The sequence below is a fragment of the Paenibacillus sp. SYP-B3998 genome (assembly GCF_010820665.1).
GTDB lineage: Bacteria > Bacillota > Bacilli > Paenibacillales > NBRC-103111 > Paenibacillus_E.
On sequence record NZ_JAAIKC010000001.1, the window covers coordinates 316,596 to 332,713 of the forward strand.

General features: G+C 37.7%; 20 protein-coding genes and 1 pseudogene. 19 read left to right on the forward strand and 2 right to left on the reverse strand.

What is annotated here, in order from left to right; translation table 11 throughout:
• Positions 1-118 precede the first annotated feature (118 nt).
• Positions 119-1,102, forward strand: coding sequence for a phage lytic cycle repressor MrpR family protein (locus tag GK047_RS01435; RefSeq protein WP_163940389.1), 984 nt, complete (start codon positions 119-121; stop codon positions 1,100-1,102).
• A 377-nt stretch (positions 1,103-1,479) separates the two neighbouring features.
• Positions 1,480-2,400 (forward strand): phage/plasmid replication domain-containing protein, encoded by a 921-nt coding sequence (locus tag GK047_RS01440; protein WP_163940390.1) that lies wholly within the window; start codon positions 1,480-1,482, stop codon positions 2,398-2,400.
• A 325-nt stretch (positions 2,401-2,725) separates the two neighbouring features.
• Here GK047_RS01440 and GK047_RS01445 read toward each other — a convergent pair whose 3' ends face one another.
• Complete coding sequence (locus tag GK047_RS01445; RefSeq protein ID WP_163940391.1) at positions 2,726-2,932, reverse strand: helix-turn-helix domain-containing protein; 207 nt, start codon at positions 2,930-2,932, stop codon at positions 2,726-2,728.
• A gap of 184 nt (positions 2,933-3,116) precedes the next feature.
• Here GK047_RS01445 and GK047_RS01450 point away from each other — a divergent pair, with 184 nt between their 5' ends.
• The 17 genes and pseudogenes from GK047_RS01450 to GK047_RS01535 all read left to right on the forward strand — a co-directional run bounded on the left by GK047_RS01450 (position 3,117) and on the right by GK047_RS01535 (position 15,488).
• Positions 3,117-3,893, forward strand: coding sequence for a recombinase family protein (locus tag GK047_RS01450; RefSeq protein WP_163940392.1), 777 nt, complete (start codon positions 3,117-3,119; stop codon positions 3,891-3,893).
• A gap of 14 nt (positions 3,894-3,907) precedes the next feature.
• Positions 3,908-4,159 (forward strand): hypothetical protein, encoded by a 252-nt coding sequence (locus GK047_RS01455; RefSeq protein ID WP_163940393.1) that lies wholly within the window; start codon positions 3,908-3,910, stop codon positions 4,157-4,159.
• Between the two features lie 190 nt (positions 4,160-4,349).
• Positions 4,350-5,561, forward strand: coding sequence for an IS110 family RNA-guided transposase (locus tag GK047_RS01460; protein WP_346010297.1), 1,212 nt, complete (start codon positions 4,350-4,352; stop codon positions 5,559-5,561).
• Positions 5,562-5,639: 78 nt separating this feature from the next.
• Positions 5,640-7,193: a polymorphic toxin-type HINT domain-containing protein gene (locus GK047_RS29405; protein WP_240343730.1), complete on the forward strand. Its 1,554-nt coding sequence runs from the start codon at positions 5,640-5,642 to the stop codon at positions 7,191-7,193.
• Positions 7,194-7,218: 25 nt separating this feature from the next.
• Entirely contained in the window at positions 7,219-7,734 is a 516-nt protein-coding gene (locus GK047_RS01475) for a hypothetical protein (protein ID WP_163940394.1), read from the forward strand.
• Between the two features lie 142 nt (positions 7,735-7,876).
• On the forward strand, positions 7,877-8,977 hold the full coding sequence (locus GK047_RS01480) for an RHS repeat-associated core domain-containing protein (RefSeq protein WP_163940395.1): 1,101 nt from the start codon (positions 7,877-7,879) through the stop codon (positions 8,975-8,977).
• 72 nt (positions 8,978-9,049) lie between these two features.
• Entirely contained in the window at positions 9,050-9,463 is a 414-nt protein-coding gene (locus tag GK047_RS01485) for a hypothetical protein (protein WP_163940396.1), read from the forward strand.
• Positions 9,464-9,674: 211 nt separating this feature from the next.
• The gene (locus GK047_RS01490; protein WP_163940397.1) at positions 9,675-10,019 is read left to right on the forward strand and encodes a hypothetical protein; all 345 of its coding nucleotides are present in this window, start codon (positions 9,675-9,677) and stop codon (positions 10,017-10,019) included.
• A gap of 195 nt (positions 10,020-10,214) precedes the next feature.
• Positions 10,215-11,354, forward strand: a complete 1,140-nt coding sequence (locus tag GK047_RS01495) for an RHS repeat-associated core domain-containing protein (protein WP_163940398.1) — start codon at positions 10,215-10,217, stop codon at positions 11,352-11,354.
• Positions 11,355-11,365: 11 nt separating this feature from the next.
• Positions 11,366-11,845, forward strand: coding sequence for a hypothetical protein (locus tag GK047_RS01500; RefSeq protein ID WP_163940399.1), 480 nt, complete (start codon positions 11,366-11,368; stop codon positions 11,843-11,845).
• Positions 11,846-12,064: 219 nt separating this feature from the next.
• Complete coding sequence (locus tag GK047_RS01505) at positions 12,065-12,823, forward strand: glycoside hydrolase family protein (protein WP_163940401.1); 759 nt, start codon at positions 12,065-12,067, stop codon at positions 12,821-12,823.
• Positions 12,824-12,855: 32 nt separating this feature from the next.
• Positions 12,856-13,452, forward strand: a complete 597-nt coding sequence (locus GK047_RS01510; protein WP_163940403.1) for a hypothetical protein — start codon at positions 12,856-12,858, stop codon at positions 13,450-13,452.
• A 152-nt stretch (positions 13,453-13,604) separates the two neighbouring features.
• Positions 13,605-13,772, forward strand: a pseudogene (locus GK047_RS01515) (RHS repeat-associated core domain-containing protein); the annotation flags it as partial.
• Between the two features lie 176 nt (positions 13,773-13,948).
• A complete protein-coding gene (locus tag GK047_RS01520) occupies positions 13,949-14,503 on the forward strand; it encodes a hypothetical protein (protein WP_163940406.1) in 555 nt (184 codons plus the stop codon).
• Between the two features lie 46 nt (positions 14,504-14,549).
• Positions 14,550-14,771 (forward strand): polymorphic toxin type 28 domain-containing protein, encoded by a 222-nt coding sequence (locus GK047_RS01525; RefSeq protein ID WP_163940408.1) that lies wholly within the window; start codon positions 14,550-14,552, stop codon positions 14,769-14,771.
• 41 nt (positions 14,772-14,812) lie between these two features.
• Positions 14,813-15,181 carry a contact-dependent growth inhibition system immunity protein gene (locus tag GK047_RS01530; RefSeq protein ID WP_163940410.1) on the forward strand — a complete coding sequence of 123 codons (369 nt, stop codon included), beginning with the start codon at positions 14,813-14,815 and terminating at the stop codon, positions 15,179-15,181.
• A gap of 103 nt (positions 15,182-15,284) precedes the next feature.
• Positions 15,285-15,488 (forward strand): helix-turn-helix transcriptional regulator, encoded by a 204-nt coding sequence (locus GK047_RS01535; RefSeq protein ID WP_082063145.1) that lies wholly within the window; start codon positions 15,285-15,287, stop codon positions 15,486-15,488.
• On the opposite strand, the gene GK047_RS01540 is transcribed toward GK047_RS01535, so the two are convergent.
• Positions 15,439-15,915, reverse strand: coding sequence for a DUF2269 family protein (locus GK047_RS01540; protein WP_044877867.1), 477 nt, complete (start codon positions 15,913-15,915; stop codon positions 15,439-15,441). The two genes, GK047_RS01535 and GK047_RS01540, sit on opposite strands and share 50 nt — an antisense overlap.
• Between the last annotated feature and the right edge of the window lie 203 nt (positions 15,916-16,118).

A 16,118-nucleotide genomic window follows, 5' to 3' on the forward strand; every position in this document is an offset into this window, starting at 1 on the left:
ACAGAGATTCGTTTTTGCTCGTCAGGATTTAAGGGACTCACCTATGCAGATGAATATTTTGCAAATATCATGATACATGGTATTATAAAAATAAAATATGTTAAAAGAGTTGATGTTTATGGCAAATGTTATCTATGAAGATCGAATGTTCAATGAAGAAATAAAACGAAAATTCATGATCCAGTATAATGAGGGTAGTCAGAAAGTCATACATCGTCTGTTTAAGATAGCAGCTTCAATCGAATATAAACTAAATCAGGACTTATACTCGTTCAATGAGAAGCAACTTATCCATTATTTCTCTCTACTGATGCCAAGTACCGAGCATTCGTCTAAGAACAATGTCCGATGGATTGATTTGTATATACGGTGGTCAATTGCCATGGGATACTGGAAAGAAAGCAATCCGCTTGATGAAGTTTCCACGGAATGGAAAGAACAATTTACTCATCGACGTAACAAGACGCTGTGGACTGAGGATGAAATGGTCTCAATTATTAGTCGATGTGTCAATGCACAGGATGCGGTCATTGTCTCTCTGATTTTCAACGGTATATATGGAAAGCAATACAGCGAAATATTAAATCTTACCAAGAGCGATATCGATGCGGAGAATAGTCAGTTACATGTAGTAGATGACGCTGGAAACGAGTCAAGAATCGTGACTGTTTCAGAAAGTTGTATCCTCTTATGTGGTAAGGCACTCCATGAAACTTGCTACGAAAAGAAAAACGGTAAAGCTGTCAATAGTAAGGCTCCTACAGCGCAATTAACTGAAAGTGATTATGTTGTAAGACCCGCGATTACGCAAACTAAAAATATGGATCGAGCTGATAAGCACACGGTTCATCGGAGAATTGCCATGCTTGGGGAAGACATTGGTGAGATGGACTTTATCCCACGAAATATTGCTTATTCGGGCATGCTGGCTATGCTACACAAGTTTTATTTACAGGAGGGCGAGATTACGAAAAAAGCCTATCTTAGTATTTTGAAACAATTCGGCATTTCTGGAAAAGCTGGAGAAAATCAAACGCTATTCCGACTCAGACATGGATTTCTGAATGAAGAGAAAATGAAGGAGATGTATCCAAAGTCTTAATTCTTCTTCAAGTCAATAAAATAAAAAAAGTTAAAAATATCTTGACTTGTTGATGTTCAATTTGTTAGGATAACCTTACCAGCAGGGGAAAAGGAGAGAAGATTGGAGGGAGATTAGTCGAAGGTTACTTACGATTAAACGTAAAATATGTTAAATTTAAAAATAAAATAAGTTAATCAAATTGAAGCAATATATCGTACTTCCATGTCAGGCGCGGTAAAAATGTTGAAAGGGGTGATGCGTGGATCAACTTAGCAAATGGGCCAAAAAGCAACCGACACACAATCGAATGATGCTCGTTGATTGTTCTTATAACATGCCGAATTTTATCCAATATTTTAGAATCCAATTAATCCAAGGGGGAATTATTCACTTACATGTTCGATACGATTAAACTGAAAGCCAAATTTATTACCATTGATCCTATGATTCTTGATCAGCTACAAGCTAAATCTATTACTTTCCTAGAGAAAAGTACAGGGCAACTAATAACGAAATATACCATCAAAGATGCGCTATTACCTTCGATTACATACTACGAATTTAGTCAAACGCTAACTATTCAAGTATCCATCCCCAAATTTTTATACGGAAATAATGTTACCCTCCTTAAAGAAAGTGATATTCCTCTCTTCTTTCAAAGGTTACATGAACGACTGTACGAATTGTTCCATATTCAATTACATACACAGAATTGGAAAGATACTGAACGGATCGACGTTTGTTGGAACTTCCCGAGACAGGATACTATAAGCAGTTATATAAAGGAACTGAGCGGAATTCAGTTGCCATTTACTAAGCCAAGCACCCATGGGCATTCAGAAACAGCCATACATAGCAATAAGAGCAAACGAATTTGCTTTTATAATAAACAGCAAGAATGTATCGACCATAAGGAACCGCAGTCTATCATAGATCAAGCTAAAGGTTTGCTCCGAATGGAAATTAAACCGAGCTACGTTGTCATGAGAAAGTATTCAGCACAGCGGCGAGCAATTGATTTGCTTACGAAAGACTTTTTTGAATACATAACGAATCAAGTTCTCACAAAGATATCTCTTCCTACACACATAGAAGGGCTTACACTTGAATGGTTTCAATCACAATCTCATTCAATAGGTCAAATTGAGAGTATGCTTGGTTTTCAAGTCTTACAGACTTACTTAAATGAATCAGAATTAAAACAAATATATCGCCCATCTACCTTTGCAAATAAGAAAAAATTAGCTAAGCAAATTCAGTTTCCAAGTGACCTATCACTGGAACCATTAACGATTGATTACTCACATATAAGCTAATAAAGTCATCCATACATACCAATTTGTTATCGATACGATTGTAGTATTATTTGCATCGAAAATGACCATAAAGCCAGTGTTTATAAGGCTTTCTCGATATAGCTTCATCATACATATGATTTTGTAGTAAACGGGATTAAACGCGCTAATACCATAGGAAACAGGAGGAAAGAAACGATTCCCCCGATTGATTGACGTTAAAATAATGATTTTATAGCAAGAAGGTAGTCGGGGGTAATTTACATTGTTTGACTGCTTGGAATTGGCTGTAGAGCGCATGTCTGATGCTGCCATACATCGTTGTTAGAAATTGGACGATTGGGACTTATCCTTTTTCAGTAACAACTAACTCGCTGATATCAATTTCTAAGGCGTCGCATATTTGTTCTAAGGTTCTGAGGTAAACTCGATCAACGTTTTCAGAACATAGATGATTTACTGTAGCTATTCGCATATTCATTGATAAGGCGAACTGTCTTTGAGAAATTTCACGTTCAGCTAGAATTTCTCTCAAACGGATTTTAATTTTCATAATGTCCTCCGTCTATTACTTTTAAGAGTTCTAAAAACTACTAGTACTATATCATATTTTAACTAAAAAGTGGTTGAATTATACTCTTAAAAGTAATAAAATAAAGAAACAGAATATTACTCTTAACGGTTTAAACTATTAAGCGTAACAGTAATCTCAATTTCTGTAACGGAGGATGCTTTCAATGAATGTAATCGGCTATATAAGAGTATCAACAGCAGGACAAGCAAAGGATGGTTACAGCTTGTCTTATCAGCAGGAGGAAATCGAAAGTTATTGTCAGCAACAAGGCTGGAACTTGATTCATATTTTTTCTGATGAAGGCATCAGTGGTGCAAAGGTGGACGAGGACGCATTAGAGGTAAACAGGGAAGGGTTTCAAGATATGCTTTCCCTGCTCTCTACGCAGCCTATCGCTTATGTGGTGGTACTGAATACAAATCGCCTGTGGAGAAGCGATATCGTCAAAGTATTGGTTCATCGGGAGTTCAAGAAATTCAAAGTTGATGTGAAATCAATTGAACATCCTACTTACTCCATTTATAAGAAAGACCCTTCCGACTTTCTAATTAATGGCTTGATGGAATTGTTGGACGCCTACCAACGCCTAGAAATTGCGATGAAACTAGGCAAAGGACGCAACAAGAAAGCCATGGAAGGCGGTTATGCAGGAGGACGAGCAACATTCGGCTACACGGCAAAGAAAGGCTCTAAAGTTATTGAAATTGACGAGAAACAAGCCGTAGTCGTTCAACGCGTATTTGAGTTAAAGGACTTATACCCATGTTGGAGTTTATCTGAAATTGCAAGTCAACTGAACCTTGAAAACTTAACAACACAGCAAGGAAACTCATTTACCAAAGTCCAAGTCAAACGTATTCTTGACCGCAAAGCTTTTTATAGTGGCATGTATTGCTATGCAAATGTTCAAGCGATTGGCAAGCATCAAGCCATTATCTGAAAGGTGGTCACAGAATGAATACGTTGGCTGAAAAGTATAGTCAATTAATTCAGCAAGAAGATTCTTATTTCAAGCAAGTGAGAACGACTGAAATGTGTATGACAGCGTTGTTTGAGTACACCATCCAGTATGGTGAATTGTTGAATAAGTTAGCTGTCGAAGACATTTTGAATGCCATTCATCAAATTGAAATGAATATGCGTACAGAGCTACTTCATTTGCGATTAGAAAAAGCTTTTCTGGCTTGTGCAATGAAAGAATATTAATAACCCTGTTCATCCAAAAGGTTGCAGGACAATATGTTTGAACCAAGTTTCGCTCTACCGTTGTTGTAGCCTCGTCTACTTTTAAGTACAATGCGACCGCCAAACATATTGTCTTGCAACGTTTTAGGAGATACAAATAATCTTTGGAGGCGTTCATATACTGCAACCTGAAAGAACGATTTACATAGGAATCGATTTACATAAAAATCATCATACAGCCTGCATTATTGATTGTTGGGGGAAGAAGCTAGGGGAGATAAAAGTTGAAAATAAACCCTCAGCCTATCCAAGCTTTATGAATGAACTGAAAAAGTATTCAAAGAAGAATACGACTGCTGTTTTCGGATTAGAAGATGTAAGGAATTACGGTAAATCATTATCCAGATTCCTTGTTGAACAAAAGAAAATCGTCAAAGAGGTTAATCCAGCTTTATCGAGTGCCAGACGCAATAGCAAACCCATTCCTCAGAAGGATGATAGTTGGGATGCTGAATGTGTTGCAAAGGTTCTACGTGATGAATTTGAAGCCCTTCCTGATGCAAAGCCACTTGATGTGTATTGGGCGATCAACCAATTGTCGAATACCCGTAAAGGATTGCTCAAAAACATGACTGCGACGGTGTTTAGACTGCATCAAAGAATTAGTAATCATTATCCGTCATATCGGAAATTCTTTGGTCATGTTGATGGGAAAACGGCTTTATTGTTTTGGGAAACTTATCCCTCACCTTCCTATCTAAAGCATAGTTCACCCGAAGAAATCGGGGTATTCATTAAGCAAATTCGCTCACCGCTTACATTGGAAAAAGCGATTGCAAAAGGAGCTAGTATTTTAGAAATGGTTCATGCGGATGGTGCAACAGAAATTCAGTTTCAAGAACAACAAAACGTAATTGTTCGCTCACTGGTAAGTAGTATTCGTAACTCTCAGCAAGAAATCGAGGTCTTAGATAGAGAGCTAAAGTCACTAATAAAAGACTTAGGCTTTAAACTGGAAACGATGATTGGGCTAGACTGGGTAACGGTTTCCTCATTGATTAGTGAAATTGGAGATATTCACCGTTTTCCTTCTCCTAAGAAGTTAGCGATGTATGCTGGAATAGCTCCTGTTGTATTTGGCTCAGGAAAAAAGGTGAAAAACCTTAAGAACTATCTTGGTAATCGAGAGTTATACATGATGTTCAGGAATCTAGCCATTAAGCAGATCACCGTTCAAAAAGGTAGAGACCAAGCGAATAATCCCTATTTGTTTGCGTATTTCGAAGGCAAAATAAAGGCTGGAAAGACAAGACAACAGGCGTATGTTTGTGTAATGCGTAAGCTCGTTAATGTCATTTTTAGCTTGATGATGAGTAAAAACGCATATGTAGTACCAGCCATAGAACAGAAGCAAGCTGGATGAGATGATGACGTGGTGATGGAATTTCATTGCCACTTTTATTCTTTAAAAAGGATGTCTTACTAGTACAACGGTGACGGATTGCTGTGGGAGCGTACGGAGAATGGTCAGGCAACGCGGTACTATTGGGATGGCTCACAGGTTATTGCAGAAGGTAATGTAGTAGGTGGAGTAGCAACGTTAAAAGCTCGTTACATTCGAGGACAAGGGCTTGTCGCCCGCGAGGATGGTCAAGGCAAAGCCTACTATCTTCAAAACGGACATGGTGACGTGGTAAACTTGATGGATAGCACGGGGAGGACGAAGCTTAATTCGTACTCGTATGACATATTCGGGAATATAGTTAACCAACAGGAGAATCTGCCACAGCCGTTTAAGTACAGCGGCGAGATACAGGATGATAAGGTTGGGCTGCAATATTTGAGGGCTCGATGGTACGATCCAAGTATGGGGAGATTTATTGGGGAGGATAGCTATGGTGGGCAAGTTGATAATCCACTGAGTTTGAATCGTTTTACTTATGTTCATAATAACCCTCTGACGAATGTTGATCCTACAGGTCATTGGTGTAGCTCTGGACCATATTCTCATGCAGGAGATTGTGATGATGGTAACAGATCTGATGGTAGATATAGCCCTGATTCAGATCATGCTGATAACGAACGACAGTACTGTGGTGCAAGTAAATGTTCTGAATATCGTACTAGTACTGGAGTTACAATTCCATCTGATACTGATTGGAAGGGATGGGTAGATCCTTCTGGAGGAAATAAAGGTAGTTCAAGTTCAATTGACAAAGAAGCTAATTTAGCTACAGCATTAACCATTGCTTCACTTGCTTCATGTGGGATGTTTTGTATGAATCCGTCGGGAGCGATGGAAGATTCATTAGAATCACAGGCAATATCTAGGTTTGCACTAAGTCAGTGTTTTATTGCTGGAACCATGATTCTTACGGATAACGGTGAGAAACGGATCGAAAATATTCGGGTTGGAGATAAGGTTCTCGCAAAAGATGATAAAACAGGGGAAATGCAATACAAAGAGGTTAAACAGCTTTTCCAACATGAGGTTGATCAAACAATTACTATCTCAGTAGGTAGTGAAAAAATTACGACAACTAAGGAACATCCATTTTGGATTGTTGGGAAGGGCTGGGTTAGCTCAGAAGATTTGATGGTAGGAGAAAGGTTAACTACTAGTGAAGGTAAGGAAATTTCTATTGATCGTATAGATGTTAAAAATGAACATGTAATTGTCTATAATTTTGAGGTTCAGGATTATCATACTTATTTCATTTCTGATTTAGGAATATGGGTGCACAATGCATGTACCACCAATTGGAAAAGTTCAAAGCAATTTGGACATACATTTACAGAACATGGTGCCAAAAGAGCTACCTCTAGCTTGATGGATCGCGCCAGAAGTACAAAAGATGATCAAGGTCAATGGCTTAATAATGAACAAGCCGCCGATTTCCTACATTCACTAGGCTCCATATCAGAAGTAATAGATGTTGATATACCTACGGGACTTGGACAGATAATTACTCCTAGTGGTGAAATAATATCTGCTACAAGAGCTAGAATTGTCCCGTCTGGCACTGGAATAAAAACTGCTTTTCCTATAAAGTAAATAAAACTATTAAGGAGATTACAAGATGTTTTCAATGAATTTGATACCTACAGAATCTTTAGATGAATTTTCTAAATTGAATTATGTATTAGATAAAGATTATGATATTGAGTTAGATGATGGAAGAGCAATCATATATGATATTTGCAAAATATTTGAAGAGTCTAAAAAAATACAATTTATTGTTTCTGGGTTTGGACAAAAGAGATGGTCTGTAGATTGTGGGATAGATTTAGTTACTATTATTGAACAATTACCAGATATTCTAAAGAAATTGAATAGTGATGACTACAATTTTGTATTGGATTTCTATGAACAAGGTATTGAACGAGTAATACAGTTTGAAGAATATGCTGATTTCATTAAACTAAAATGCTTAAGTAGGACCTCGTGGATTCCTAATCCAGTTGAGATTATTATGGACAAAGGACAAGTTTTATATATGTTTAAAAGTTTATACGACATGTTCGTAAAATTGGCAGAGTACTATTGTTATGATTTGGCTAATCATCCACTGTACAAAGAATGGATGAAGGGATAAGACCTAAAAGGTCAGTATTTATATTAATCCCTAACCACCTTGCGACTATCGCTTGGTGGTTCTTCTTTTATCCGCTGTTTAGGTGTCTTACTAGTACAATGGTGACGGGTTGCTTTGGGAGCGTACGGAGAATGGTCAGACGATGAGGTACTATTGGGATGGTTCACAGGTTATTGCGGAAGCTAATGTTATTGGTGGAGTTGCGACATTGAAAGCACGTTACATCCGTGGGCAAGGGCTTGTCGCCCGTGAGGATGGTCAAGGTAAGGTTTACTATCTTCAAAACGGACACGGTGACGTGGTAAACTTGATGGATAGCACGGGGAAGACGAAGCTCAATTCGTATTCGTATGACATTTGGGGGAGTATAGTTAGCCAACAGGAGAATCTGCCGCAGCCGTTTAAGTATAGTGGTGAAATACAAGATGATAAGGTTGGACTGCAATATTTGAGGGCTAGATGGTATGATCCGGGCATAGGGCGGTTTGTTGGGGAGGATTCGTACAAAGGGCAGATTGATAATCCGCTGAGTTTGAACTTGTATACGTATGTGGAGAATAATCCGTTAACTAGATGGGATCCAAGTGGGCATAGTTTACTCGATCCTGGAAAGGTTCTTTCTTTATGGAACAATACAAAAGACTGGGTTACTGATAAATACGAACAGTACAAAGCGTGGAAAGAAAAGAGAGATGCTGATTTTTATGAAGGTAACATAAGCTACGAAGAACTGAAGGACATCGCACTGTCTTTCGCTTTTCCACTAGGCGCAAGTAAAGGTGCTATTAAAGCGGGAGTTAGCGTAGCAAATATAGAAAGAACCACGAATTTTAGTTCTGGTGCAATGGAGCATATTTTTACTGGAGTTGCTGGGAGGAAACGTTCATCAGGATGGCACTATGCTGGGAAGGATTCTTTAAACGGAAATACAATTTTAGATATTCAAGAGCCCGCTGACACATACGGTACTATTGTTGCACAAGTGCAGATAGGTAGTAACAAAAAGTACTCATCATTTTTCAGTTCAGAGTATTCATCACAAGAAGTTGTAGATATGATCAACCAAGCTTTCTCTAATAGAAGTGCCTATAGCATTACTAATACAGATGGATCGATTACTACGGCATATAGAGGTACAGCAGGCAACGGAATGACAATCGATATGTTTTTAAATGGGGATGGGTTAATTGATACTGCTTTTCCTGTCCACCAGAGTTACCTCGGCGGTGCACCGTATAAGTAATAAATTTATCTCAAAGCTAGCCTTAGGGATGACTCTAGGGCTGGCAATATTTAAATATGGGGATGATTGATAGTGATGGAGAGTTTAATAAAAATCATTGAAAAAACCTCGAATTTGTTAGAGGGAAACTATGTACCCAGTATCAATGGAAGTATTGAAATATGTATGTTAGACACATGCAACAAAGATGAACTCAAAACTTATTACATGGAAAACATAGAGGATAAGATTGAACGCTTAAGTCTAATAGAAATGAACGACTGGCGAAAAGAATTAATGGAACAATTCTCTTTTTTTGTAGTCATCAATCAGTTAAGCCAAAACTTCATTAATGAGTTTAATGATGCTATCGCTTGTATTGAAGATAACATCAGTGTACTTGCTATTCAAACTCAACCTCAGAGGTACCACTCATTTATGTTAAAAGAGTATTTAATTAAGTTTGATCAAAACCAATATTTATTCATTATGGATATACTTCCATAATGAATAAATTCTATTATTGAGTTGACTACAAGGTTTAACAACACAATTTATCAATACTGGTGCTTCAACTTCTAAAACAGTGATTGGGTATGGACCTGATATTAAATACTCAGTAGTAAAAGGAGCACAAAATGAAGGGTTTACTGTAATCACTAATTTTAATGAACTTTTGGAGTTTGTTGGTAAATAACTTAAGAAAGCGAGACTAAAAGTGCAGTCAATTATATTAATTGGTGATGAAAGTTTTAACTTAAGAGCTATAAGCCAATTTGGTCATAGTGGAAGCCGTAGTGAATACATGATTGTTCCTAACAGATATGTTATCGAATATGAAAATGTGCATGTATATTATGACGATATTAATAACTTTGTTAACGAGTATGATGAAGACGAATTATTAAAAATACCATTTATAAAACCAGTATTTATCTCAATGACCTATACTTCTAACGAGTTAATGAGAGATATATTAAGCCAAAGTTTTTTCTCGAAAAATTTATATGTAGATAATGACCATGGTTGTATTGTTCCTTTAAAAGACTTTATTAATATTTAGCATCATTTTTACCGCCTTGCGACCATCGCTTGGCGGTTCTTCTTTTTTGCCGCTGAAAAACCTTAGAAACAATCTCGGTAATCGAGAGTTGTATATGATGTTCAGGAATCTAGCCATTAAGCAGATCACCGTTCAAAAACTCATTGCCACTTTTATTCTTTAATAAGGGTGTCTTACTAGTACAACGGTGACGGATTGCTGTGGGAGCGTACGGAGAATGGTCAGGCAACGCGGTACTATTGGGATGGCTCACAGGTTATTGCAGAAGGTAATGTAGTAGGTGGAGTAGCAACGTTAAAAGCTCGTTACATTCGAGGACAAGGGCTTGTCGCCCGCGAGGATGGTCAAGGCAAGGCGTACTATCTTCAAAACGGACACGGTGACGTGGTAAACTTGATGGATAGTACGGGGAAGACGAAACTTAATTCGTACTCGTATGACATATTCGGGAATATTGTAAGTCAGACGGAGAATCTACCACAGCCGTTTAAATACTCTGGCGAGATGATGGATGATAAGGTTGGGCTGCAATATTTGAGGGCTAGATGGTATGATCCGAGTATGGGAAGATTTATTCAAGAAGATTCCTATATGGGGCAGATTGATAATCCACTTAGTTTGAATTTGTATACTTATGTTGGGAACAACCCTCTAACTCGAATTGACCCAACAGGACATGACTGGGATTATGTTTGGAAAAGTGTGAAAGAGTTTCTTACAATGGCTTTAGAATATCCTGGTTCCCCAACAGGTTCAGTTAAAAATTTGGCGAAGGGGTATATAACTAAACGGGCAGCAGGCGAGGCTGCAGAGCGAGCGGCAAAAGAAGCTACGGAAGATTCAGCATTATATATGGCAAGACAAGCAGCAAAGGAGACAGGAGAACAAGCAGATAATTGGTTTCAAGCATTCCATTCTAATACAAAAAATCGTGTATCTGATTTAGCCTCACTTGAAGCTTCTTACGCTAAAAAGGGAGCACATTTGCTTTCAAAACATTCAGGCAAGACTAATGAATTCTTGTACAATCGTATTAAAAATAGTCACAGCATACCTTCATCAACATCTTTTATGCCAGGTGAAGCGCAAAAAGCTGTTAATAGTATTGTAGCGGATGAAGGAAATGCTAAACAGATCGCAAGTTGGCTTGCCAATGGTAAAAGTGCCACTCTTGATCTCTCTTATGTAGGTAATGGAGTTGATCCAATCGGTTATGGTTATGTTAAAGGTGCAAGTAGTATTGATGATGTTCAATTCTTTTACAATGCAAAGATAACTTTAAAGATGGATAATAATGACTCGTTCTTTATTCTAACTGGAGAATTAACGAAATGAGGTGATGATTGTTGAAAGTTATTTATGGAACTAAAGGAAGACCTAAATATGATGTAAAATATTACGGAAATACTGAACAGTATAATTATATTGGCAATGATATATATGATTTTTCTCATCATGATATTAATCAATTCCCTTATATTGGTGATTTTGAGATCATTCTAGTAGATAATGAATATCATAAGATAGGGAATCACATTAAATTCTATAGTCATAAAAACGGAATTTTGGCAGATTTTCCATGGTGGGATCACGCAGACAAAGATATTAAAAATTATAATAGGAACGATATTCCTAACGGAATTTTGAATGCGCCGTTCGATGACTTCGAGGAAGGTTGGCAAATCGTTATTTTTGAGAAAGAGAGCTTTGTCTATGTTTTAATTGGTTCCAATCCATCATTTAGTAGGGTTTTCCATACTTGGTTTAAGGTGGACAAACATGAGTACGAAAGAGCATGGGTAACTTTGATCGAGCATTTAAATTAATTCACTCCAAACCGCCTTGCGACAATTCGCTTGGCGGTTTTCTTTTTCTGCCGCGGTATTGTTTGTTTTAAAGATACGATAGATAAAACGGACACGGTGACGTGGTAAACTTGATGGATAGTACGGGGAAGACGAAGCTTAATTCGTACTCATATGACATATTCGGGAATATTGTAAGTCAACAGGAGAATCTACCACAGCCGTTTAAGTATAGCGGAAATGCAGGATGATAAGGTTGGGCTGCAATATTTGAGGGCTAGATGGTATGACCCGAGTATGGGGAGGTTTGTTGGGGAAGATAGTTTTACTGGTCAGGTAGATAATCCGCTGAGTTTAAACCGATTCACTTATGTGAAGAGTAATCCCTTGATTAATATTGACCCTTCAGGGCACTACCCAGTATGTGATGGTTGCAGTGACAAGGAGCAAGAAAAAGAGAAAAAGGATTATGTTAAAAGTCGTAATCCATCCAGTGTCAGCGAGAAGTTAGTTAAATTTGTTGCCAACTATAAACAATATTTTTCTAGATCATATCGTGGGCAGGATAATAAGAACCGAACCATAGGGTATGGGCATGCGATATTAAAGGGTGAGGACTTTGGCGAAAAAACGGAGGAAGAAGCTCGTGAACTACTTCTGAGAGATCTACAATCACGGATAGAAACGGTCAGTAATTGGGCAAATAAATACAATGTGCAGTTAAATCAACAACAGTTTGATGCACTTGTGAGTTTTGTATTTAATGCGGGGCCAAAGGTTCTAATAGATAAGGATGCAGATGTTGGGAAAATAATTAAATCTGGAGATTACACATCTGAAAAATTAAAAGAAGCTTTTTTAGATGTTGTTAAAGTAAGTACTACAGAAGGAAAGATAAATTCCGCAGGGCTGTTTAGAAGAAGAATGGATGAATGGCAGATTTTTAGTTTCGGAGAGTATAATCGTGACTTTCCGACTACACCCAAAGGATATAAATAATTAAAAAAATTCTGAAAAGGAAGTGATAGGAAATGAAATTTCTACTAACTTCATCTTTTGTAACATTGATTATACTGATCATTGTATCTGCGTGCAGTGATCGTTACTCTGTAAGAGAGGGAGTGCCGTCAGCCACTCAGATTCAAGCAACTTCTAAAGTTATTAAAGGAGATGAAAAGAAAGTAGAACTCTTAGAAAAAGAGGAAGTAAGCATAAGCAAGAAAAATACAGTGTTCTATGGCGACTGGATTGTTACGGGAGTTTTAAAAAGTGCTCCAGTTAGCACACATGATGATGATGACATTAAGTTTTTAAAAGGCAAAAAAATTACGTATTCAGAGGGAAATGCAATTTTTGATGGGAATGTATTAACTCGTCCATTTTACAGTGAAAGTAGTATTTCAAAAAAAGATTTCTTTCCACTTTATTATGTAGATTTAGAAGAATTAGGTATGCAAACAGATTCTGTAATCTCGATAGATGTATGCAGTGATCAGAAGTGTATTGATGATTGGCCAGGTATTGGTAGAAATAACATCGGCGGTAGTTTTATTATCAAAGATAAAGATACCTTAATTGTTAGTAAAGGTGGCGACTTTTTTGAGTTAAAAAGAGTTGAGCCTAAGTAACATGTTTTCCAACCGCTTTGCGACTATCGCTTGGCGGTTCTTCTTTTCTGCCGCTGAATCGTTGAGTTTCGATGACACTATAGATAAAACGGATACGGTGACGTGGTAAACTTAATGGATAGTAGGGGAAGACGAAGCTTAATTCGTACTCGTATGACATGTTCGGGAATATTGTAAGTCAGACGGAAAATCTGCCACAACCGTTTAAGTATAGCGGCGAGATGATAGATGATAAGGTTGGGCTGCAATATTTGAGGGCTAGATGGTATGATCCGAGTATTGGGCGGTTTGTTGGGAGGAAAGTTATACTGGTCAAGTAGATAGTCCGCTGAATTTAAACCGATTCACTTATGTGAAGAGTAATCCCTTGATTAATATTGACCCTTCAGGGCACTACCCAGTACAGGGATTATCCCGACTTACCTAAAAAGTCAAAATAGTGATAGGTATAACATACTAGATTTTCTCGAAAGGATTGATTTATATGAGGTTTATTATGTATGTATTGGTGATTTTATCAACTTCATCTCTCGCAGCATGTAATGATCATAATCCAGTTAACTTATCATCTAGTAATGAGTTGTCGCAAGAATCTATCAAAGTCTCCCCCACCCCCTCAGTGTCACAAAAGAAAGATGAGGTGTTTTATGGAGAGTGGGTTATTAAAAAGTTGCTGGCAAGCGACTCGATCACTACGCACGGGGATGAGGATATACAATTTCTACTCGGTAAGAAAATAACTTATTCTGCCGACTCGGTAATTCTCTATAACGAAACAACTCTAAAAAATCCGCATTACAAGCTCAGTTTAAATACGAAAGAAGAATTTTCAAAGGAAAATGATAACGAAATTAGTCTTGAACAATTAGGGATCGAGGGTAATTCAGTTACAAGTGTTATGATATATGAAGATGAAGCTTCTAAAGTACCTTGGATCATATCAGGGAAAAATAAAATAGGTTGGAGTTTCATGATTAAAGATAAAGATACCTTAATAATTGGTAACGGTGGCGATTTTTTTGAATTGGTTAGAAACTCCAAGTCCTCCTAAAACTTAACCATTGTAGCCTTATGAAAAAATATAGTACTTAGCCGCCTTGCGACTATCGCTTGGCGGTTTCAGTGAGCCATGGGATCACCAAACAGAGGTTGAAAATGCCGCGGCAGGATTGAGGAAAGCGGTACGTGGTCTGGAAGGTAGTTTAAATAATCCTAAGTTAAATTTAGAAGTAAGAAATAAATTTGAAGAAGCAGTTAGACAAGGTAAAGAGATACTCGATAGGGTGGATAAAATAAAGGAAAAGTACCCTCAAAAATAGTGATATTACAAACCCATTTTGTGTAAGGAGTTGAATATTCAATGATTGACAGAAAAATAACTATCTCGGCAATTAGAAAAATAGAGGGGCGTACTCTCCATGTAAACAAAAATGAATCAGCTCCTTTATCAATTTGGTATCAAAGTATTCTTGATAATTCTCTTGAAAAACTTCCAGAAGGCGATCTTGCAAAACTTATCAGACAAAAGAAACACCTTAACTTTGTGCTTTGCGAGGCAATGATCAGAATCTCTAACAATCCACTTGCAGGTGAACTGTATGATGGTTGTATTTGTCAACTGAAAATCCAGCCACGCAGTCATTTAAAAACCAGCCACCCCGTCAAAAAAATAAAGGCCTTTCCAGCCATGGTTTTAATGGAACCAGTAAAGAAAGTGTGGAACCAGTAAAAAAACTGTGGAACTAGTAATAAAAGTGTGGAACTGCTAGAACAGTCCCGATGATGCTTGTATAGATCATCGGGACTGTTTAATTAAGAAGGGGCTGTCGCCAGTGTTAGGAGAGCAAATTAGAGAAATTAGAAAGAAACATCATCAAACTGTTTTTTCTTACCTTATTGGTGTGTCTCAAGGAACTTTGAGTGAGCTAGAGAAAAACAAATACAACCCTTCTTTGGAGACTATTCTAAAACTTACCCCTACAAAAATTAAAAAAGGCTTCTCTGCCCGACCATCAAGTATAATGCAAGTAAAATGACCACCATGGCCAAAAAACCGATCGGGATCGATATTTTGCTCCATTTCCAATAATCGCCCGGCATCTCGCGCCACTTGTTTTCTTCCGAATGCAAGGCGATGCGGTGCAACCGACTCTCGTACCGCAAACCGATCCCAAATAATGCGAATAAAGCTATAAGCATGATCACAGATTGGAAAATCCACCCTTCCAACAAAGAACGATGAAGGATGGAGGTTAACCCGATGCCGCTGATCGCTAAAACAACTAAAGAAGGAAACATGAGAATTTTATTAAAATACATGGTGAACGTCATGGCTGAAGCGATTCGATGTACATTTCCGGTGCGATCCGATAACAATTTGGCCATACCATTGGTTATCGTCGTACCAATCATAATGATTGCAGCCATAATATGGATATATTTGAACCATTCATATATGCTCATTTTTTTTCACTCCCTACTGGTGCTTGCTCCCGCAATTTATGCTCAAACAGGAAGTCGAGCTGCTTATGCATGCGGCGAGAAACTTCATCGACCGTAACGTGGTCGTTAAAAACAAATTGAATAAATTCAAACATAAATAATCCGTATAAACTTCGCGCTAAGGCAAATTTTGGTCTGATAGCCGAATCTCTGGTCGTTGACCT

Coding starts and splice junctions, on each gene's coding strand:
- GK047_RS01510 (WP_163940403.1), top strand. CDS start 12,856: ATGAAATTTCTACTAACTTCATCTTTTGTAACATTGATTATACTGATC.
- GK047_RS01455 (WP_163940393.1), top strand. CDS start 3,908: ATGAATACGTTGGCTGAAAAGTATAGTCAATTAATTCAGCAAGAAGAT.
- GK047_RS01450 (WP_163940392.1), top strand. CDS start 3,117: ATGAATGTAATCGGCTATATAAGAGTATCAACAGCAGGACAAGCAAAG.
- GK047_RS01480 (WP_163940395.1), top strand. CDS start 7,877: ATGAGGTACTATTGGGATGGTTCACAGGTTATTGCGGAAGCTAATGTT.
- GK047_RS01475 (WP_163940394.1), top strand. CDS start 7,219: ATGTTTTCAATGAATTTGATACCTACAGAATCTTTAGATGAATTTTCT.
- GK047_RS01540 (WP_044877867.1), bottom strand. CDS start 15,915: ATGAGCATATATGAATGGTTCAAATATATCCATATTATGGCTGCAATC.
- GK047_RS01440 (WP_163940390.1), top strand. CDS start 1,480: ATGTTCGATACGATTAAACTGAAAGCCAAATTTATTACCATTGATCCT.
- GK047_RS01505 (WP_163940401.1), top strand. CDS start 12,065: ATGCAGGATGATAAGGTTGGGCTGCAATATTTGAGGGCTAGATGGTAT.
- GK047_RS01530 (WP_163940410.1), top strand. CDS start 14,813: ATGATTGACAGAAAAATAACTATCTCGGCAATTAGAAAAATAGAGGGG.
- GK047_RS01435 (WP_163940389.1), top strand. CDS start 119: ATGGCAAATGTTATCTATGAAGATCGAATGTTCAATGAAGAAATAAAA.
- GK047_RS01445 (WP_163940391.1), bottom strand. CDS start 2,932: ATGAAAATTAAAATCCGTTTGAGAGAAATTCTAGCTGAACGTGAAATT.
- GK047_RS01520 (WP_163940406.1), top strand. CDS start 13,949: ATGTATGTATTGGTGATTTTATCAACTTCATCTCTCGCAGCATGTAAT.